At 60.9% G+C, this 18,374-nt stretch carries 19 protein-coding genes; 15 read left to right on the top strand and 4 right to left on the bottom strand.

Annotated features, from left to right (window positions below; translation table 11 throughout):
* Positions 1 to 20 precede the first annotated feature (20 nt).
* On the top strand, positions 21 to 809 hold the full coding sequence (locus AAZQ98_RS08570; protein ID WP_105658166.1) for a regulatory protein RecX: 789 nt from the start codon (positions 21 to 23) through the stop codon (positions 807 to 809).
* Here AAZQ98_RS08570 and AAZQ98_RS08565 read toward each other — a convergent pair.
* Positions 806 to 1,126: a hypothetical protein gene (locus AAZQ98_RS08565; protein WP_434691413.1), complete on the bottom strand. Its 321-nt coding sequence runs from the start codon at positions 1,124 to 1,126 to the stop codon at positions 806 to 808. The two genes, AAZQ98_RS08570 and AAZQ98_RS08565, sit on opposite strands and share 4 nt — an antisense overlap.
* A gap of 159 nt (positions 1,127 to 1,285) precedes the next feature.
* Between AAZQ98_RS08565 and miaB the strand changes: the two genes are divergently transcribed.
* The 3 genes from miaB to dapF are packed head-to-tail and all read left to right on the top strand — an operon-like array spanning position 1,286 to position 4,690.
* Complete coding sequence (miaB, locus tag AAZQ98_RS08560; protein WP_105658164.1) at positions 1,286 to 2,815, top strand: tRNA (N6-isopentenyl adenosine(37)-C2)-methylthiotransferase MiaB; 1,530 nt, start codon at positions 1,286 to 1,288, stop codon at positions 2,813 to 2,815.
* A gap of 4 nt (positions 2,816 to 2,819) precedes the next feature.
* Positions 2,820 to 3,722 carry a tRNA (adenosine(37)-N6)-dimethylallyltransferase MiaA gene (miaA, locus tag AAZQ98_RS08555; protein WP_434691411.1) on the top strand — a complete coding sequence of 301 codons (903 nt, stop codon included), beginning with the start codon at positions 2,820 to 2,822 and terminating at the stop codon, positions 3,720 to 3,722.
* Positions 3,723 to 3,754: 32 nt separating this feature from the next.
* Complete coding sequence (dapF, locus tag AAZQ98_RS08550) at positions 3,755 to 4,690, top strand: diaminopimelate epimerase (protein ID WP_434691409.1); 936 nt, start codon at positions 3,755 to 3,757, stop codon at positions 4,688 to 4,690.
* A gap of 69 nt (positions 4,691 to 4,759) precedes the next feature.
* Here the strand turns inward: dapF and AAZQ98_RS08545 are convergent, their stop codons facing one another.
* Entirely contained in the window at positions 4,760 to 5,365 is a 606-nt protein-coding gene (locus AAZQ98_RS08545; protein WP_105658161.1) for a class I SAM-dependent methyltransferase, read from the bottom strand.
* 326 nt (positions 5,366 to 5,691) lie between these two features.
* Between AAZQ98_RS08545 and hflX the strand changes: the two genes are divergently transcribed.
* From hflX to AAZQ98_RS08530, 3 genes are all read left to right on the top strand, one after another.
* Complete coding sequence (hflX, locus tag AAZQ98_RS08540; RefSeq protein WP_434691407.1) at positions 5,692 to 7,353, top strand: GTPase HflX; 1,662 nt, start codon at positions 5,692 to 5,694, stop codon at positions 7,351 to 7,353.
* On the top strand, positions 7,346 to 9,343 hold the full coding sequence (locus AAZQ98_RS08535) for an ATP-dependent DNA helicase (protein WP_434691404.1): 1,998 nt from the start codon (positions 7,346 to 7,348) through the stop codon (positions 9,341 to 9,343). Before hflX ends, AAZQ98_RS08535 begins: the two co-directional genes overlap by 8 nt.
* A 105-nt stretch (positions 9,344 to 9,448) precedes the next feature.
* Complete coding sequence (locus AAZQ98_RS08530) at positions 9,449 to 10,528, top strand: glycoside hydrolase family 76 protein (RefSeq protein ID WP_434691403.1); 1,080 nt, start codon at positions 9,449 to 9,451, stop codon at positions 10,526 to 10,528.
* Positions 10,529 to 10,584: 56 nt separating this feature from the next.
* Here the strand turns inward: AAZQ98_RS08530 and lexA are convergent, their stop codons facing one another.
* Positions 10,585 to 11,304 (bottom strand): transcriptional repressor LexA, encoded by a 720-nt coding sequence (lexA, locus tag AAZQ98_RS08525; RefSeq protein ID WP_105658157.1) that lies wholly within the window; start codon positions 11,302 to 11,304, stop codon positions 10,585 to 10,587.
* A gap of 258 nt (positions 11,305 to 11,562) precedes the next feature.
* On the opposite strand from lexA, the gene AAZQ98_RS08520 reads away from it, so the two are divergent.
* The 8 genes from AAZQ98_RS08520 (at position 11,563) to AAZQ98_RS08485 (ending at position 17,781) form a co-directional block, all read left to right on the top strand.
* On the top strand, positions 11,563 to 11,916 hold the full coding sequence (locus tag AAZQ98_RS08520; RefSeq protein ID WP_105658156.1) for a LysM peptidoglycan-binding domain-containing protein: 354 nt from the start codon (positions 11,563 to 11,565) through the stop codon (positions 11,914 to 11,916).
* Positions 11,917 to 11,997: 81 nt separating this feature from the next.
* Positions 11,998 to 13,104 carry a histidinol-phosphate transaminase gene (locus AAZQ98_RS08515; RefSeq protein ID WP_105661883.1) on the top strand — a complete coding sequence of 369 codons (1,107 nt, stop codon included), beginning with the start codon at positions 11,998 to 12,000 and terminating at the stop codon, positions 13,102 to 13,104.
* A gap of 22 nt (positions 13,105 to 13,126) precedes the next feature.
* Complete coding sequence (hisB, locus tag AAZQ98_RS08510; protein ID WP_013348471.1) at positions 13,127 to 13,747, top strand: imidazoleglycerol-phosphate dehydratase HisB; 621 nt, start codon at positions 13,127 to 13,129, stop codon at positions 13,745 to 13,747.
* Positions 13,748 to 14,383, top strand: a complete 636-nt coding sequence (gene hisH / locus AAZQ98_RS08505) for an imidazole glycerol phosphate synthase subunit HisH (protein WP_105658154.1) — start codon at positions 13,748 to 13,750, stop codon at positions 14,381 to 14,383.
* Between the two features lie 2 nt (positions 14,384 to 14,385).
* Positions 14,386 to 14,535: a hypothetical protein gene (locus tag AAZQ98_RS08500; protein WP_166650645.1), complete on the top strand. Its 150-nt coding sequence runs from the start codon at positions 14,386 to 14,388 to the stop codon at positions 14,533 to 14,535.
* A gap of 27 nt (positions 14,536 to 14,562) precedes the next feature.
* Complete coding sequence (gene priA / locus AAZQ98_RS08495; protein ID WP_105658153.1) at positions 14,563 to 15,300, top strand: bifunctional 1-(5-phosphoribosyl)-5-((5-phosphoribosylamino)methylideneamino)imidazole-4-carboxamide isomerase/phosphoribosylanthranilate isomerase PriA; 738 nt, start codon at positions 14,563 to 14,565, stop codon at positions 15,298 to 15,300.
* A gap of 220 nt (positions 15,301 to 15,520) precedes the next feature.
* Complete coding sequence (locus AAZQ98_RS08490; RefSeq protein WP_434691397.1) at positions 15,521 to 16,402, top strand: SseB family protein; 882 nt, start codon at positions 15,521 to 15,523, stop codon at positions 16,400 to 16,402.
* Positions 16,403 to 16,443: 41 nt separating this feature from the next.
* The gene (locus tag AAZQ98_RS08485; RefSeq protein WP_105658151.1) at positions 16,444 to 17,781 is read left to right on the top strand and encodes an MFS transporter; all 1,338 of its coding nucleotides are present in this window, start codon (positions 16,444 to 16,446) and stop codon (positions 17,779 to 17,781) included.
* On the opposite strand, the gene AAZQ98_RS08480 is transcribed toward AAZQ98_RS08485, so the two are convergent.
* Positions 17,778 to 18,323 (bottom strand): GNAT family N-acetyltransferase, encoded by a 546-nt coding sequence (locus AAZQ98_RS08480; protein WP_400342864.1) that lies wholly within the window; start codon positions 18,321 to 18,323, stop codon positions 17,778 to 17,780. The genes AAZQ98_RS08485 and AAZQ98_RS08480 overlap by 4 nt on opposite strands.
* Between the last annotated feature and the right edge of the window lie 51 nt (positions 18,324 to 18,374).

Below are 18,374 nucleotides of genomic sequence, written 5' to 3'. Positions count from 1 at the left end.
TCCAAGGGGATCCCGAGGACATGCCGGACTGGGCAAAACCCAGCCCGGAAGAAGTGGAAGCACAAGCGGCTGAGGAATCAGCTAGGCGGGAACGCGCCGCCCGGCGCGCCGCAACCCCAGCCATGCCAGCGGGCAGCACCTCCCGCACCATTGCCAGCTTCCCGGAGGAATCCAGGAAACCGGGCAGTGTTGAAGAGCTGCGTGCGGCGATGGAACAGATTGTTGCCGCGCCCGCACCGGCCAAACCCTCGAAGCAGGAACGCCGCGAAGCACGCGAAGCGAGAAAAGCGGCGCGCGAAGCCGGGGAGCCCGAAGAGCTCAGCGATGACCAGTGGCGGGAGAAGGCGCGTGGCATTTTGCTGCGCCAGCTCACAGCCAGCGACAAGACCGCGAAACAGCTCAAGGACAAGCTTCTTGACAACCAATGCCCTGAGGATATCGCTGATGAAGTCATCGACCGGTATGCCGAGATCAATCTCGTTGATGATGAACGCTTTGCGAAATCGTGGGTAGTTGCCCGCGCGCGCTCGCGCGGATTGGCCCGTGGGGCGATCAAGCGCGAGCTGCGCACCAAGGGCGTGGACGACGAACTGGCCGCTGAAGCGCTTGAGCAAATTGATGATGAGGCCGAGGAGCAGCGGGCCCGTGAACTGGTTCGCGCGAAACTTCGCCCGGAATCCATGGGCGCAGATCGGGATAGGGCATTACGCCGACTAGTAGGGATGCTGGGGCGTAAAGGCTACAACGGCGGCTTGGCCTTCAAGGTCGCGCGCGAAGAATGGGAAGAGCGCTTCGGTAGCCGCTACTAATTGCGCTTCGGATCCTGGGCAGGTGCTTTGCTGCGGCGTCCAAGCCAATCATCAATGCCCTGGTATGCCCATAGGATCAAGGCGGCGATCCCGGCAAGCACCGAGCCAACACCGATATTGAACAGCAGGTCATCGGTCTCGTGGTCCATCGGCGGGAGGAGGCCGATGGCGATCGGGATGGCGAAAAGGAAAAGCGCGGATAATCCGGCCATCCAGATATGGAAGACCTTCATGCCGCGTGACAAGCGCAATGGGCGGGATTTCTCGGGTTCCGGCTGAGGGCGGGGCGAATGGTTTTCCACGGAAATCTCTCTCATAGGCCGAATTGGCTAGTAGATAGTCTAATTCAATCCTAACCCTTCCGAGGGAAGCGGTGAATCCGACGATTAGCGGGCACGCGCTGCGAACAGCACGCAGGAGCGCGTCCCAGGGTCACCTGTATTTCAGCAGTACCCAATCTTCGGTAATCTTGAAGAGTGACTGAGCAACATACCTTGAGCAACATCGGCAGTGGAGAACTACCCCGTACCTATGAAGTACGTACCTTCGGCTGCCAAATGAACGTGCACGATTCCGAGCGGCTCTCCGGTCTCCTGGAAGATGCGGGCCTAAGCCGCAAATCCGAAGAGCTGGCCGAAGAAGCAGCCGACGTTGTCGTCTTCAATACCTGCGCAGTGCGTGAAAACGCAGACAACAAGCTCTATGGGCATCTGGGCCTGCTGAAGAACCTGAAGGCCGAACGCCCCAATATGCAAATTGCTGTCGGCGGGTGCCTTGCCCAGAAGGACCGGGACACCATCGTCAAGAAAGCCCCATGGGTAGACGTGGTGTTCGGCACGCACAATATCGGTTCGTTGCCTACGCTGCTGGCCCGCTCGCGCCACAACCAGGAGGCGCAGCTGGAGATCCTGGAATCACTGGATGTCTTCCCATCCACCTTGCCGACCCGGCGCGAATCCGTGTACGCAGGCTGGGTCTCCATTTCCGTGGGTTGCAACAATACCTGCACCTTCTGCATCGTCCCATCCTTGCGCGGCAAGGAGCGCGATCGCCGCCCGGGCGAGATCCTCGCCGAAATCCAGGCCCTGGTCGATGATGGGGCCATCGAAGTGACCCTGCTGGGCCAGAACGTGAATTCCTACGGCGTGGAATTCGGAGACCGCTTGGCCTTCGGCAAGTTGCTGCGCGCTTGCGGCGAAATAGAAGGACTCGAACGCGTGCGCTTCACCAGCCCGCACCCAGCGGCCTTCACCGACGACGTCATCGATGCCATGGCCGAGACCCCGAACGTGATGCCGCAGCTGCACATGCCGCTGCAGTCCGGCTCGGACAGGGTCCTCAAGGAAATGCGCCGCTCCTACCGGTCCAAGAAATTCCTGGGCATCCTGGAAAAGGTTCGCGAACGCATCCCGCATGCGGCAATCACCACCGACATCATCGTTGGCTTCCCGGGCGAAACCGAAGAGGACTTCCAAGCCACGCTCGACGTGGTTGAAGCGTCGCGATTCTCCTCGGCATTCACCTTCCAGTATTCCAAGCGGCCGGGCACACCGGCAGCCGAACTTGAAGACCAGCTTCCCAAGGCCGTCGTCCAGGAACGCTACGAGCGCCTGACCGCGCTCCAGGACCGCATTGCCAAGGAAGAGAATGCGAAGCAGCTGGGCCGTACCGTAGAAGTGATGGCCACCGAGCAGTCCGGACGCAAGTCCGGGGAAACCCGGCGCCTGTCCGGACGCTCGCAGGACCAGCGCCTGGTGCACTTCTCTGTGCCTGACGGAGCCCAAGCCCCGCGCCCAGGCGATCTGGTCACCCTGCCCATTACCGAAGTGGCATCATTCCACCTGATTTCCGATCCCACCGCTGACCAGTACTCCCTGCGCCGTTCGCGTGCCGGGGATGCCTGGGACCGTGCCCAAGCCGAAAGCTGCGGGGTACCTTCCCCAGCTGCGAACGGTTCCATCGGCCGCACGAGCTTGGGCATGCCAACCTTGAAAGTGCGTAGCTAAGTACATGACCAATTCGAAGCTGCCGGTCATCGCCATCGTCGGGCCCACCGGCACCGGCAAGTCAGATTTGGCTATTGCCCTGGCCCGGGAACTGGGCGGGGAAATCGTCAATTCAGATGCCCTGCAGTTCTACCGCGGCATGGATATCGGCACCGCGAAGCTGCCGGTGGATGAACGTGGCGGCATCGAGCATCATTTGCTCGACACCATGGCCATCACCGAGGAAGCGTCCGTCGCGGCCTTCCAAGCCCAAGCCCGCGACCACTTCGCCCGAATCCGGGCCCGCGGCAAGATTCCGGTGATGGTCGGCGGCTCTGGACTGTATGTGCGCGCAGCACTTGACGTCATCGATTTCCCGCCGACGGATCCCGGGGTCAGGAAACGGCTGGAGGCTGAGGTCGAGGCCGAAGGCGACGGACCCCTGCGCCGCCGATTGGCCGAGGTGGACCCGGTGTCAGCTGGGCGCAACCTGGATTTGCGCCGCGCGATCCGGGCCCTTGAAGTCTACGAGATTTCCGGACGGGCCTTCAGCTCTTTCATGCCGCAACGCGAGTATGCCGCACCGGCAATCCAGATCGGTTTGAACTATGACCGGCATGCATTGCACGAAGCCCTGGAGGCCCGCGTGCACAAGATGGATGCCATGGGATTAGCCGAAGAAGTCGCAGGACTTCTTGAACAAGGATTACGCGAAGGCAAGACCGCTTCGCGTGCCATCGGGTACCAGCAGTACATTGACTACTTGGATGGGCAGATTACCCGAGCCGAAGCCATCGACCAGACGATCATCGCCACGCGCAAGTTCGCGCGACGGCAAATCACCTGGTTCAATGCAGACCAGCGGGTCAACTGGCTGAACCCGATCGAACCGGGACTGCTGGAAAAAACGCTGAAGATCATTGGCTAGCCAATATACGCAGGAAAACTCTAGGAGCATAGATGTACCGCACCGAACTAGGACAGCTGGCTGGACAACATTTTGCCAAGGGCCACGCAACCGGCAACGACTTCGTACTGGTTGCAGACCCTGAATCAAAGCTCGACATCACCGCCGAACAGGTAGCGGCCCTGTGCCATCGCCGCTTCGGCATTGGCGGCGACGGGCTCATCCGTGCCGTGCCAACCTCCAAGGTTCCGGGATACGAAGAGCAGTTCCTGGAGAACCCCAAGGCCTACTGGTTCATGGATTACCGGAATAACGACGGTTCCATCGCCGAAATGTGCGGCAATGGCGTGCGTGCCTTCGCGCACTACCTGATTGCCGAGGGTCTGGTGAGCCTCCAGGTGGGGCAAAGCTTCCAGATCGGCAGCCGTGCAGGGGTCAAGGAAATTACCCGACTGGTCGATGGCTACGCAGTGAACCTGGGTCCTTGGGGCCTGATCTTCGAGCAGGACGCGGCCGAAAAATCCGTGGACTCCATGGTCAAGCCGCGTGGCTGGGAACAGGCCCTGCCTGCCTTGAGCATCACCATGGGCAACCCGCACACCGTTGTGGCGTTGCCCGATGCCCGAATGCTCGAAGAATTGGACCTGTTCCAGGCACCAGAGGTATCTCCCGTTCCTGCCCACGGCACCAACGTGGAATTCGTGGTTCCATCCGAACCGCTGATTGAAGAAGACGGAGTTGCCCAGGTCCAGATGCGCGTCCATGAACGCGGGGTAGGAGAGACCCTCTCTTGCGGTACCGGTGCCTGCGCGGCTGCGGCTGCCGTACGCTACTGGGCGCGCAGCACCGCGCTGATCAACCAGTGGGCTGTTGCGGTGCCAGGCGGCGTGGTCGGCGTTGAATTCCGCGGCAATGCAAGCGGTGGAGAAGATACGATCCTCAGCGGCCCCGCGGATCTGGTGGCACGCGGGGTCCTCGGTGCGCAGTAGAACTGAACCGGTTCTTCGCAGAACCGCAGATTGGCTCGGCTAGCCAATCTGCGGTTTGCCTTCGGTCCTCTAGGCCGGGCGCGCTACCTTCAGCACGCGGAAGGCCTTGGCGGTCGCTTCGCGGGTGATCTTCCATTCCGAGGGAAGCTGCTCAACCAGCCACTTCTGCAACGAGTCACTGCCAAGGTTCTTCTGCACCACCATCCAGGCCTCGCCGCCCGGGGCCAAACGCGGCAACCACAGCATCAGCAGCTCATGCAGGGCATCCTTGCCGATGCGAATGGGCGGGTTGGACCAGATGGTGTCGAATTCCAGGTTCGGATCCACGGATTCAGGAGTGCCGACAACAACGTTGGACAAGCCCAACGCCGTGGCGTTCAAGCGGGCCAGATCGATGGAACGCTCATTGACGTCGACGCCGTAGACCTCGGACTGCGGGGACTGCTCGGCAGCGGCCAAGGTGATGGGCCCCCAGCCGCACCCGATATCCAGGATGCGTCCACGAGGGGCCGGGACGTACTGCAGCAATACCGCTGTGCCCTTATCCAGCCCGGCAGGGGAGAAAATGCCGGAGGCCGTCTGCACTTTGCGCAGCGAGCCATTGAGCTCGACTTCGATGGTGCGACGTTCGTCTGCCGAGGCCGGGCTGGCGGTGAAGTAGTGATCCGAGGTCATAGGCAAAGTTTATCGCCCAGTACGGTTACCCCAAAGAACAGGGTCGCCAACGTGAGCAAAGCGATATAGGCACGACGCGATATCACTGATAGAGTTTTCCCTATGACTTTCATTTTCGTCTAATACGTAATCCTCTTGGTTACCCGCGATTCCACGAGCTGGCCGTGCACTTCTTGCGCGCCCACCTGCATGAATCAGCAGACAGCAAAGTCATTTCCCCTTCTTGGCAGTTCTTCTTTTTGGAACCCCGCATTCGCCTTTGCTCACCGGTAACCATGCATTCACCTGTCTGCTCATAGACCTTTACTCCTTGCAAAGGACCACGAATGTTTGATGAACCAACCGAAACTGAACGCGCCACGTCGCAAAGTGGGGCCTACCCGCACTATTCTGGAAAGCGAAGTACTTCTAAGGAGACCATGACTAACTCCGAGTCACACGAGCACGATTCGGCATCTATGGATGATGCCCAGATCCAGGCCGCCATCGATCGAATCCTCGCAGCCGACGATGCGCAGAGCCCGCAGGTCCAGCACTTCGGCGAAGAAGAGAGTTCCATCTTCGCCGGGCAAGCCTCTGCACTGAACCGTTTTTCCTCCGGCCTCACCCATTTCGACGGGGACCAGGAAGACTTGGACGACCGCCGTGCGCTGCGCCGTGTCGCAGGCCTGTCCACGGAACTGGAAGACGTCACCGAAGTCGAGTACCGCCAGTTGCGCCTGGAACGCGTTGTGCTGGCTGGCATCTGGAGCGACGGCACCGTCACCGACGCCGAGAATTCCCTGCGTGAGCTCGCCGCTTTGGCGGAGACCGCTGGCTCGGAGGTCCTGGACGGGCTGGTGCAGCGCCGCAGCAAGCCGGACCCCTCGACTTTCCTCGGCTCGGGCAAGGCTGAAGAGCTGCGCGGAATTGTTGCTTCCACTGGTGCCGATACCGTGGTTGTCGATGCAGAGCTGGCTCCTTCGCAGCGTCGCGCCTTGGAGGATATCGTCAAGGTCAAGGTGATCGACCGCACCAGCCTGATCCTGGATATCTTTGCGCAGCATGCCCAGTCGCGAGAGGGCAAGGCGCAGGTTGAACTGGCCCAGCTCGAATACCTGCTGCCGCGCCTTCGCGGTTGGGGAGAATCGATGTCCCGCCAGGCCGGTGGCCGCGTGGGTGCCGCCGGTGGCGGTATCGGTTCGCGTGGACCGGGTGAAACCAAGATTGAAATGGACCGCCGCCGCATTCGCGACCGCATGGCGAAGCTGCGCCGCGAGATCAAGGCCATGAAGCCTGCGCGCGAAGCCAAGCGTGCCAACCGCAAGCGCAATGAGGTTCCGGCCGTAGCTATTGCCGGCTACACCAACGCTGGCAAGTCATCGCTGCTTAACCGACTGACCAACGCCGGTGTGCTGGTGGAGAACGCGCTGTTCGCTACCCTGGACCCGACCGTTCGCCAGTCGGCGACCGAAGACGGGCTGACCTACACCCTGGCCGATACCGTGGGATTCGTTTCCAACCTTCCGACCCAGCTGGTGGAAGCCTTCCGTTCCACTTTGGAGGAAATCGCCGATTCGGATCTCATCCTGCACGTCGTTGACGGGTCCCATCCGGATCCCGAAGGGCAGATCCAGGCCGTGCGTACCGTGCTCGGCGAAGTCGACGCGTTGAACATCCCAGAGATCATCGTGGTGAATAAGGCCGATGTGGCTGATCCGTTCGTTATCGAACGCATCCGCAACAAGGAATCCAACACCGTGGTTGTCTCTGCGCATACCGGTGAAGGCATCCAGGAGCTGCTGGAAAAGATCAGCTCCTCGATTCCACGCCCCGGAGTCCAGCTTGAGGTACTCATTCCCTACAACCGGGGGGATTTGATCGCCAAGCTGCATCAGAGCGAATCCGAGATCCTGGAAAGCGAACACCTGGAGGAGGGCACCCGGCTGATCGTCAAGGTGCGCGATTCCTTTGCTGCAGAGTTGGAGACCTTCAACCTTCATGGATAAGCAAGAGCAGGCCCTGGGGCTCCTGGAGGCCGCGGTCACTTCCATGGGCGGCGCCATGCGCACCGGCCAGCAGGAAATGGTCAAGCACGTGGTCAGCGCGTTGGAAGACGAGAAGCATTTGCTGGTGCAGGCCGGTACCGGAACGGGCAAGTCCATGGGCTACCTGATTCCGGCACTGGCCCACGCGCAAACCAGCGCCAAGCCAGTGATCGTCTCCACCGCGACATTGGCGCTGCAATCGCAGATTGTCGGCCGTGACGTACCGCGATTACTCGACTCGCTCAAGGGCAAGCTCTCGCGCCCGATGGATGTCGCGCTGCTCAAGGGGCGCTCGAACTACCTGTGCCAGTACAAGCTCGGCGGCGGATACCCGGATGACGAAGGCACTCTTTTTTCCATGGACGAGCCGGCAATACCTGCCGGCACCACTTACTCGCCGCTGGCTAGCGAAGTAATGAAACTGCGTGAATGGGCCGAAGAGACCGACACCGGTGACCGCGATGAACTGGTGCCCGGGGTTAGTGACAAGGCGTGGAAGCAGGTCTCGGTTTCGGCCATGGAGTGCCTCGGCTCGCAGAAGTGCCCGATGGCGGACGAATGCTTCTCGGAAATGGCGCGTGCCCGTGCCGCCGAGTCCGACGTGGTCATTACGAACCATGCGCTGCTGGCGGTTTCGGCCTTCGAGGGGCTTTCGGTTCTCCCGGACTTCGAAGTAGCGATCATCGATGAGGCCCACGAACTGCAAGATCGCGTGACCAGCTCGGTTTCGGGCGCGCTCTCCTCGCGCATGGTGCTTACCGCCGCTGGCGGTGCCAAGCGCCATTGCGGTATCAATGCGGATGAGATGGTCAAGGCCGCAAACCGCCTGGAAAAGTCGTTGACCGGGTTGCCGACAGGCTTGCTGGAACATGGTCTGCGCGAAGACATGGGCATTGCCCTGAACGACATCGTGGAGCAGGCCCGGCTGGCTCTGGCGCTGTCCAAGCCCGAAGCCAACGCACCGGCCGATGGCGGCCGCCAGACTGCCCGCTCCCAGCTGCAGGCAGTGATGGATGATGCGATTCGCATGCTCGAATCCGAAGAACGCCGCGAGGTCCTGTACACCACCCGTCCGCGGGAGTTTGTCGAAGGCCGGGGCTACGTCGAGGCCGATGAAAGCCAGCCGGCAACCTTGAACGTGGCACCGTTGTCGGTGGCCGGCAAGTTGCGCGAGGGCCTCTTCGACGGGCGCACGGTCGTATTGACCAGCGCCACCTTGGCCGTTGGCTCGCAGTTCGACTCGGTAGCAGGCTCCTTGGGCCTGATGGGCGCCGGCGCTCCATCATGGACCGGCGTAGATGTTGGCAGCCCTTTCGATTACCCCAAGCAGGGCATCCTCTACGTGGCCAAGCACCTGCCCAAGCCAGGACGCCAACTGGCGGCGGAGACGCTGGATGAGATCGAAGATCTCATCAAGGCCTCCGGTGGCGGCGCCTTGGCGCTGTTCACTTCCAAGCGTTCCGCCGAGGAAGCGGCAAGCATCTTGCGCGAGCGCTTGGACGTGGAAATCTTGTGCCAGGGTGAAGCCAGCATGAAGTCGCTGGTCGAACAGTTCAGCAGCGAACGCGACACCTGCCTGTTTGGAACCATGACCTTGTGGCAGGGCGTGGACGTGCCAGGCGATTCTTGCAGGCTGGTCATCATCGACAAGATTCCTTTCCCGCGCCCGGATGATCCTATCTCCAAGGCCCGTTCCGAGGACGTGGCCAAGCATGGCGGCAATGGCTTCATGCAGGTTGCCGCCACCCATGCGGCGATTCGCCTGGCCCAGGGCGCTGGGCGCTTGATTCGTTCGGTCGGGGATAAGGGCGTTGTGGCGATCCTTGATTCGCGCATGGCCACGGCGCGGTATGGCAGCTTCTTGAAAGCTACCCTGCCGCCGATGTGGCCGACTGTCGATAAGAAGGTCATCACTGGTGTTCTCAAGCGTTTGAACCCGGGCGGGAAATAGCCGCAGCCAGAATGTGAACTTGAGCTGTCCTTCGGGACAGCTCAAGTTCTTTAACCGGTACCAGCATGATGCTTCCAGATGCACTAAGGTCTGTGACAAGAACTGATGAAGCTCGAATCGGAAGGCACCATGGAGTCCATGCAGGAATTGGCGCACCAAGCCGCGATCGACACCCACCAGCGGTTCGGGCATCGCCTCATGGGGTTGCCCGGAACGTGGATTGGGCAGAGCTACAGCAAAGCGCATCGGTTGCGCGACGGAAGCATGCTCAGCAATCTCAATGGTTTCGCGCACCCGCTTGCGGAGTGGAACTATTGGTGGCAGGCGCACTATCTGGATGCCATCATCGATGAGGGCCGCTCGTACTGGGACGAAGGCAACGAACACCGGGCGCGCGAAGCGCTTGCCCGGGCCAACGGCTTATTGCGCGGCATTCGAATTCGAAACTTCGGGATCTTGCCCAACTACTTCTTCGACGACATGGCTTGGCTTGCCCTGGCCTGCGGCCGCCTGTCAGAGTTCACCCAGCTGGCGATGGGACACAGGAGCCGTCCTGCCGAGGCGGCAGTTAGGACGCTGGGACGGCAGCTCCATGCCGGCATGGATGGGGTGCTGGACGGCGGCCTGTACTGGTCCAGAAAGCGGGATTTCAAGAACACGCCAGCCAATGCGCCGGCGGCACTGTTCTTTGCCCGTACCGGGGAGAAAGAGACCGCGCGAGAGCTTCTCCAGTGGCTGGAAAAGAATCTGTTCAGCGTGGAGCGAGGACTGTATCTGGACGGACTGCGGTTGACCACGCAGGGGCACACCGTGGAACCAGCGGTCTACACCTATAACCAGGGCCTGGTTCTCGGGGCATTGCTTGAGCTTGGCGAGCCTGCTGATCTGGCTCACGCTCAAGTACTGATCGATGCCACCACGAAATCGCTGTCAACTGCTGCCGGGGTCCTCTCGTTCAACAGCGGGGGAGACGGCAACCTGTTCGCGGGGATACTCTGCCGATATCTTGCCCTCGCCGGTAATGATGTCCGCTTGGAAGCCCGGAGCCGGGAGCAGGCCAGAAGGCTGGTCATGGCAACGGCGCGCCATCTGGCTGACCAGGAACCACGCCGGCTTTCGGCGGCAATCCAACGCTGGATGATCTTCTCGGCGGCCGCTCAATTCGAGTTGAACGCCGGCCAATAGCGGGTTAAACGAGAATTGCGCTGGTGCCGAGCACCAGCGCAATGACCGTACGTATTCTAGAGAGAGCGCATCACCGAGACGACGCGTCCCATGATCGTTGCGGCATCACCCAAAATTGGTTCGTAGCGCGAGTTCTGCGGAAGCAGCCAGGTATGCCCGTCACGCTGCCGGAAAGTCTTTACCGTGGCTTCCTCATCGAGCAGGGCAGCTACGATGTCGCCGTTGTCCGCCGTCTGCTGGCGGCGGACAACTACCCAGTCGCCATCGCAAATCGCAGCGTCAACCATTGAATCGCCGGAAACCTTGAGCATGAACAGTTCGCCGTGGCCTACGAGCTGACGAGGCAACGAGAAAACATCCTCGACGGACTGTTCGGCAAGGATCGGACCGCCGGCAGCGATACGGCCAACCAGGGGAACCATGGTGGTGTCAGCGGAAGTGCTCAATTCAATGATCTTGGCGTCTTCGCTGGCATCTGGCTCGACCGGCTTCGAAACTTCGGCCTTCTCGGCGTCTTCGGCCAGCTGCAGAGGCAGCAGGATTTCCATTGCGCGCGGACGGCGTGGATCTCGACGGATATAGCCGAGCTTTTCCAGCTGGCTCAGCTGGTGGGTGACGCTCGAAAGGCTCTTGAGCCCCACTGCGTCACCAATCTCACGCATCGATGGTGGATAACCGTTCTTGCCGATTGACCGCTGGATCGTCTCCAGGATCTTCTTTTGGCGAATCGTCAGCGAACGTGCATTCGATCGGGGAGTGCGTTGTGAAGCTGACATGAGATTTTGCCTTCCCTAGCAATCATTCGAAAGTTCGTAAGTCCAAACTGTCGGCGCTAGATGGTGAGATGTTTTCATTGCTCGTCTACTTCGAAATCTTAGTAGATAAGCGAGCTTCTTTCAAAGATTTGTTCGAAAACTTCTGGACAAGTTCCGCAAACCTCTGTTAGAACAGATATACGAGGTTCGAACAAGTTTTCGAATCTATGCTTTCGAATACAAATTCGCATCACTTGAATTTCTTGAGGAGACAAAGTCATGGCAACCGTCGCACTTGACTCAAATCAGACCCAGGCACCACTGAAGATCCGCATCAACCGTCGCGGATGGGCCGTGCTTGTGGGTATGCCCATTTTCGCACTCACCATCGCCGCAGCTTTCTTCATCTCCATGTTTGCCTCTGACGCGCATGCCGCAGCCGATACTCCTGTTGGAGTCGGAACCGTTGATGTCACCGTTATTCCAGGGGATACGCTGTGGAGCCTGGCCCGGGATTACGCCACCGGTTACGACGTGACCTCGGCAGTGGGCCACATCGCCGAACTCAATGCCCTGACCGGCAGCGAAATCCAGGTCGGCGAAACCCTCTCGATTCCGGTCCTTGCCGGCTAGCTTCCCCAGCCTGCTTCGAGTTTGTTACCTGTGGCCGTAGCGGATTCACCGGCAGGCGCGCTGCACACGTAGACTTGATGCGTGAATGACCGCAGTGAACTTTTGAGTCAGCTGCCCTTGCGTGAGAATCTCCGCGGGCTATCCCCTTATGGCGCACCACAAATTGACGTGCCCATCCAGCTGAACGTCAACGAGAACACCCATCCGTTGCCACCGACAGTCGTCGATGCCATTGCCCAAGAGGTGGCCAAGGCGGCGGCAACGTTGAACAGGTATCCGGACCGCGAGTTCACCGAGCTTCGCGAACTCCTAGCCGATTACCTCGGCCACTCGCTCACCAAGGACAATATCTGGGCCGCTAACGGTTCCAATGAAATCCTGCAGCAAATCCTGCAAGCCTTTGGCGGCCCCGGCCGTGCCGTGATGAGCTTCGGCCCTACCTACTCCATGTACCCGCTGCTTGCCAGTGGTACTGACACGAAATATATCGCCGGTGAACGCGCCGCAGATTTCACCTTGTCCGCCGATTCCGCAGCCGCACAGGTTCGCGAGCACAAGCCGAACATCGTTTTCCTTTGCTCTCCGAATAACCCCACCGGCACGGCCCTTGGCCTTGACGTCATCACCGCGGTATATGAAGCCATGAGCGAGCATAACGGCATGGTGATCGTGGATGAGGCGTACGCCGAGTTCTCCTTGGCCAGCACCACCTCGGCGCTGAGCCTGCTCGAAGGCCGCCAGCGGCTGATCGTCTCGCGCACCATGTCCAAGGCTTTCGGTCTGGCCGGTGCGCGCGTAGGCTACCTGGCCGCTGCGCCAGAAGTCACCGATGCCATCCGCTTGGTGCGACTGCCGTACCACCTGTCGGCAGTGACCCAGGCAACCGCCATCGCGGCCTTGAAGAACATCGAGTTGCTGTTGGCCCAGGTCGAGGACATCAAGTCCCAGCGGGACCGCATCGTCGCGCGCCTGAAGGAACTTGGCCTCAAGCCATCGGTCTCCGACTCCAACTTCGTCTTCTTCGGTGGCGTCGAAGACCCCCACAAGATTTGGGAAGGCCTGTTGGAAGCCGGCATCATCATCCGCGACAATGGAATCCCGGGAACCTTGCGTGTTACGGCAGGAACCGAATCGGAAACCACAGCCTTCTTGGAACGACTTGCCGAACTGCTCGGCTCGCAGAAGTAATCAAAGACAAGCGAAGGAAGACATGTCTGCCGAATTGATTGGCGCACGTCGCGCCCGCATGGAACGCGTGACCAGCGAATCGTCCGTATTCGTTGAACTGGACCTCGATGGCACCGGTGTCTCTGAGATCAGCACCTCGGTGCCGTTCTACGACCACATGCTGACTGCGCTATCCAAGCATTCGCTCATCGATCTCACCGTGCGTGCCACCGGCGATACCCACATCGACGTTCACCACACCGTCGAGGACACCGCGATCACCATTGGCGAAGTACTGCGCGTGGCACTGGGCAACAAGGCCGGCATCCGCCGCTTCGGCACCTCCTACGCTCCACTGGACGAAGCCCTGTCCCGTTCGGTAGTCGATGTGTCTGGCCGGCCATACCTCGTGCACTCGGGCGAGCCTGCGGGCCAGGAATACCACCTGATCGGTGGTCACTTCACCGGTTCGATGACCCGTCACGTCTTCGAAGCCATCACTTTCCACGCACAGATCTGCGCTCACATCGAGGTGCTCTCGGGTCGCGACCCGCACCATATCGTTGAAGCGCAGTTCAAGTCCTTCGCGCGCGCCTTGCGCGAAGCGGTAGAGCGCGATGAGCGCATGGGCGACAAGATCCCATCCACGAAGGGTGCACTGTAAGTGGAAAAGAAAACAGTAGTTGTCCTGGATTATGGTTCCGGCAACGTCCGCTCCGCTGTGCGCGCTTTGGAAGCCGCCGGCGCTGAAGTGGAACTGACCGCAGATCCGAAGAAGATCGTGGCCGCCGACGGCCTGGTAGTCCCCGGTGTTGGCGCCTACGCCTCGGTCATGGAGCAGCTGGCCAAAACCGGTTCCCTGCGCTGGATCGGTCGCCGCATCGCCGGTGGCCTGCCGGTTTTGGGTATCTGCGTGGGACACCAGGTCTTCTTTGAAGAAGGCGTGGAACACGGTGTGAAAACCGAAGGCATTGGCGAATGGCCGGGCAAGGTTGAACGCCTGCAGTCGGATGTCATCCCGCACATGGGCTGGAACACGGTACGCCCGCCGGAAGGATCCAAGCTGTTCGCCGGCATCGAGGGTGAACGTTTCTACTTCGTGCACTCCTACGCTGTTCAGAAGTGGGAATTCGACGTAACCCAGCCAGCGATGACTCCGCCACAGGTGACCTGGTCGACGCACGGAACGCCCTTCGTGGCCGCCGTCGAGAACGGCCCGCTATCGGCAGTGCAGTTCCACCCGGAGAAGTCCGGGGACGCTGGCGCGCAGCTGCTTCGCAACTGGTTGGGGACGCTCTAGGCATGTGGACCCTCATTTTGGGCGTTGTCGGGGCCTTCCTGATTGGCGGAGCCATTTCGCTGAAGAGCCAGAAGGCCCATATCTCATGGATCATCGCGCTGTGGGTACTTGCAGGCCTGAGCCTGATCGCAGCCTGGTCCTTGACCTACTAATCACATTACTTCTTCACTAAGGACATCATGAGCGAGCAACCAATCCTCGAACTTTTGCCTGCAGTAGATATCGCTGGCGGACAGGCAGTGCGCCTGGTCCAGGGCGAAGCCGGTTCCGAGACCGGATACGGCGACCCGCTGGAAGCTGCGCTCTCCTGGCAGAACGCCGGCGCTGAATGGCTGCACCTGGTCGACCTGGACGCAGCCTTTGACCGTGGCAGCAATGTTGAGATTGTCCAGCGCATTGCCAAGGAACTGGATATCAAGGTCGAGCTCTCCGGCGGTATCCGCGATGACGCTTCACTTGACCGGGCCCTGGAATTCGGCGCTACCCGCGTCAACCTCGGAACCGCCGCGCTGGAGAACCCGGAATGGACCAAGCAGGCCATTGCCCGCCACGGCGACAAGATCGCCGTGGGCATGGACGTGCGCGGAACCACCTTGTCCGGCCACGGCTGGACCAAGGACGGAGGCGACCTGTGGGATGTTCTGGCCCGCCTCGAAGATGCCGGATGCGCCCGATACGTCGTCACCGACGTGACCAAGGACGGCACCCTGCGCGGACCGAACGTTGAACTATTGCGCGAAATCGCTGCCAAGACCAGCAAGCCGATTGTCGCCTCGGGCGGCATCTCCTCGCTCGAAGATCTCCGGGTCTTGCGCGAGCTGGTTCCAGAAGGCATCGAAGGAGCCATCATGGGCAAGGCGCTGTACTCGGGCCAATTCACCTTGCAAGAAGCGCTCGATGTAGCAGGTCGCCGCTAGGCCCCATGCTGCAGCAGGGAAAGACGATTCAGAAGCTCGCGCTTTTGAATCGTCTTTTTTATTCGTGAAAGCGGATCCCTGTCTTTCCCTCCTCGGGCCCGCGACTGCGCGCAGGTGCTGGGAAAGAAATCTGAAATCATCGGATAGGGGTGTCCAAGCTCATGACTGCAGTTTTGAAACTTCCCTCCAACAACCCCGAAACCACCGATAGCATGGAGCTATGAGTACCGAGCAACCTGAATCTGCACCCAAACGCCACCTGCCGGGACATATTGTCGCTGCACTGGCGCAGGCAGGCTCTAGCACCGACTCTGCCGGTCAGGACTGGGAAGGCCGGGACCTGAGCGGTGAAGGCAACCCCCTGCATAATTTCGACAAGGACGACGGCAAGCCCGACGCCAACGTCGTTGCCGCACTGGCGGCCTTGCGCGATGGCAGCGCAGGGGAGGGCGAGGTGCACAAATCCTTGTCCGAAGCACGCGTTTTCGTTGCGGTGGTAGCCCAGCTCGGCGAAGAAGCCATGACGGAACACGGCTTCGCATCCGACAAGGAAGCCGATATGGCGCTGGTGAAGATCAAGGCTCCAGATGGCCGCATGGCCCTGCCGATCTTCACGACCGTCGAACGATTGCAGGCTTGGCACAAGGAAGCTCGACCAGTGGCGGTTTACGCCCCGCGGGCGGCCCTCTCGGCAGTCAGCGAGGAATGCCAGCTGCTGGTGCTCGATCCCGGAGGCGAATTCACCTTCGTGCTTCGACGACCGGGGGTCTGGAACCTGGCCAAGCAGATCGACTGGATTCCGAGCTATCAGAACCAGCAGGTCGCCAACCTGGTGCAGGATGCAACCGAAGGCTTTGGCCAGTTGCAGACCGTCAAGGTTGCCCCGGGCAGGGGAGTCGGCTCACGCAGCAAGGACGGGCAAGTGGTCCTTGGCGGAGGTCCCGGACCGGAACTGAACTTGCAGTTTGTTTTTGCTCCCGGAACGAGCGAGAACGACGCTCGCGAGACGACTCGCGCAATCCACGGACGTTTGTCCCAAAACACCGAATTCACTGAAGCAGTGGATTCCCTCGAACTCAGTTTGCACAGCGCGCCGAACTAAACCGGCGGGCTCCTTTCGACCAGACAAGGAACTTTCCGGGCATGAAAAGCTATTGGCAGATTTTGCGTCAACCGCAGATCTCACTTCTGTTGCTGATTGGCATGATTGCCCGACTTCCGCACTCCGCATTGAGCATGCTGCTGCTCCTGCACCTGGTGAACAACCTCGGCCAATCCTGGGTTTCGGCCGGTCTGGTCACGGCCGTCATGACCTTGGGCATCGCCATTGGCGCCCCGTGGCGCGGTGCCCGCGTAGATGTCTGGGGATTGCGCCGCGCGATGATCCCATCGGTGATCGTCGAAACACTCGTCTGGTGCACGGTGCCGCATGTTCCACTGGTCTGGGTGTACCCGCTGGCCTTCATCGGCGGACTCTTCGCGCTACCGGTCTTCTCCGTGGTGCGTACCGCGCTGGGCATCATGACCACCGGCGAACAACGCCGTACCGCCTTCGCCTTGGATGCAACCGCCACCGAACTGGTGTTCATCGTCGGACCTGCAAGCGCCGGCATTGTCGCCACCCAGATCAGCAGCGTCATTGGATTGAGCGTTATCGGCGTGACCTCGACGGTTGCCGGGTTGGCGCTGATGATCCTGAATCCGCCAACGCGCAGCGATGATCCCAAGGCGATCGCCTCGCGGGCCAACGTGCACGAGGAACGCTTGGGCGCGGAGGCCAGCTTCATTGCGGCCGCGCCGATGGGTGTACCCGAAGTCGAGGGCGAGCTGATCGCAGCCGGCATGAAGTCTGCCCGCGCCCGCATCAAGCAGCGTGGCCGCAACTTCAAGAACCGTTTCAACTGGGTCAGCGCCTCGGTGCTGGCAGTATTCATTGCCGCGGCCGGAGCAGGCATGCTGCTCACCGGCACAGAAGTGGCCATCGTGGCCGAACTGGACGCGTCGGCGCAGAGCCACCAACTGGGTCTGGTGTTCTTCTTCTGGTGCGGAGCCTCGCTGGTCGGCGGCCTGATCTACGGGTCGATGAAGCGGGTTATTTCTCCACTGGTGCTGCTGCTGAGCATGGCCGTGCTGACGATCCCCATGTACTTCGCGTGGGATACCTGGTCATTGGCGCTGTTTTCCGCACTCCCCGGCTTCCTGTGCGCGCCAACGCTGTCGGCGGCCTCTGAGTGGCTCACCGACTTGGTGGCCGAAAAGCGTCGCGGCGAAGCCATGGGCTGGTATGGCTCTGCGATGACCGCTGGCACCGCGTTGGGATCGCCGATCACCGGCATATTCGTCGACAACCTCGGACCCGCCCCGGCCTTCCTTGGCATCGGCGCGATGGCTGCAGTGGTCGTGGTGATTGCCCTGATCGCCCAGCAGATCCGCCGCCGCGTTCGCCGCGCCCGCCGCCGTCGCCTGGAAACGATCGCCTAGGCTCGTGGAGCTGCCCTGAGCCGCGAGTACATGTACATGTCCCTGCGTGCGGTGCCCACCTGTTCCCAGCTGCGCAGCAACCCTTCACGCTGGAAGCCGCACGCTTCAGCGGCCCGCCACGACCCCTCGTTCCACGGCTCCACGTAGAGCTCGATCCGGTCGATTCCCGGATGCTCCAATGCCCAGGCGCCGAGCGCTGCCAACGCGTGCTTGGCAATGCCGCGCCTGCGGTGCTCCGGTGCGATCCAGTATCCGATGCTGGCCCTGCCGTGGTCGGCATTGCGCAGCCACAAGCCGATTTGCCCAACGGCACGATCCGTGGCCGTTTCGGCTATGGCAAATGAATACCCGCTGCCCTCGGCCACCCGGCGGTGCTGGCGCTCGATGAATGCCGCATAGCCGGCTTCAGTTCCTTGCGCCGGGACCGTGGTGATTTGCGTAATGTAGGGGTCCGTGGAGGCCTGCCTCACGGCAGGAATGTCGCTGGGCTGGAAGGGGCGGAGCCGGAAAGCGCCGGCGTCGATCACTGGTTGTTCGAGCATCTGCATGATTCCAACCTAGCGTGGTGATCCAAACAACAATGGACCCGTTTC

It is taken from the genome of Glutamicibacter sp. Je.9.36, from assembly GCF_051129975.1.
In the GTDB taxonomy this organism is placed as follows: Bacteria; Actinomycetota; Actinomycetes; order Actinomycetales; family Micrococcaceae; genus Glutamicibacter.
The sequence above is the reverse complement of the archived record's forward strand: the minus strand, read 5'-3'. Positions and strand labels throughout refer to the sequence as shown.

What these genes read in the sequence shown, in the direction of transcription:
- AAZQ98_RS08570 (WP_105658166.1), top strand. Translation starts at nt 21, where the DNA reads ATGCCGGACTGGGCAAAACCCAGCCCGGAAGAAGTGGAAGCACAAGCG.
- AAZQ98_RS08565 (WP_434691413.1), bottom strand. Translation starts at nt 1,126, where the DNA reads ATGAGAGAGATTTCCGTGGAAAACCATTCGCCCCGCCCTCAGCCGGAA.
- miaA (WP_434691411.1), top strand. Translation starts at nt 2,820, where the DNA reads ATGACCAATTCGAAGCTGCCGGTCATCGCCATCGTCGGGCCCACCGGC.
- dapF (WP_434691409.1), top strand. Translation starts at nt 3,755, where the DNA reads ATGTACCGCACCGAACTAGGACAGCTGGCTGGACAACATTTTGCCAAG.
- AAZQ98_RS08545 (WP_105658161.1), bottom strand. Translation starts at nt 5,365, where the DNA reads ATGACCTCGGATCACTACTTCACCGCCAGCCCGGCCTCGGCAGACGAA.
- hflX (WP_434691407.1), top strand. Translation starts at nt 5,692, where the DNA reads ATGTTTGATGAACCAACCGAAACTGAACGCGCCACGTCGCAAAGTGGG.
- AAZQ98_RS08535 (WP_434691404.1), top strand. Translation starts at nt 7,346, where the DNA reads ATGGATAAGCAAGAGCAGGCCCTGGGGCTCCTGGAGGCCGCGGTCACT.
- AAZQ98_RS08530 (WP_434691403.1), top strand. Translation starts at nt 9,449, where the DNA reads ATGAAGCTCGAATCGGAAGGCACCATGGAGTCCATGCAGGAATTGGCG.
- lexA (WP_105658157.1), bottom strand. Translation starts at nt 11,304, where the DNA reads ATGTCAGCTTCACAACGCACTCCCCGATCGAATGCACGTTCGCTGACG.
- AAZQ98_RS08520 (WP_105658156.1), top strand. Translation starts at nt 11,563, where the DNA reads ATGGCAACCGTCGCACTTGACTCAAATCAGACCCAGGCACCACTGAAG.
- hisB (WP_013348471.1), top strand. Translation starts at nt 13,127, where the DNA reads ATGTCTGCCGAATTGATTGGCGCACGTCGCGCCCGCATGGAACGCGTG.
- AAZQ98_RS08500 (WP_166650645.1), top strand. Translation starts at nt 14,386, where the DNA reads ATGTGGACCCTCATTTTGGGCGTTGTCGGGGCCTTCCTGATTGGCGGA.
- priA (WP_105658153.1), top strand. Translation starts at nt 14,563, where the DNA reads ATGAGCGAGCAACCAATCCTCGAACTTTTGCCTGCAGTAGATATCGCT.
- AAZQ98_RS08490 (WP_434691397.1), top strand. Translation starts at nt 15,521, where the DNA reads ATGAGTACCGAGCAACCTGAATCTGCACCCAAACGCCACCTGCCGGGA.
- AAZQ98_RS08485 (WP_105658151.1), top strand. Translation starts at nt 16,444, where the DNA reads ATGAAAAGCTATTGGCAGATTTTGCGTCAACCGCAGATCTCACTTCTG.
- AAZQ98_RS08480 (WP_400342864.1), bottom strand. Translation starts at nt 18,323, where the DNA reads ATGCTCGAACAACCAGTGATCGACGCCGGCGCTTTCCGGCTCCGCCCC.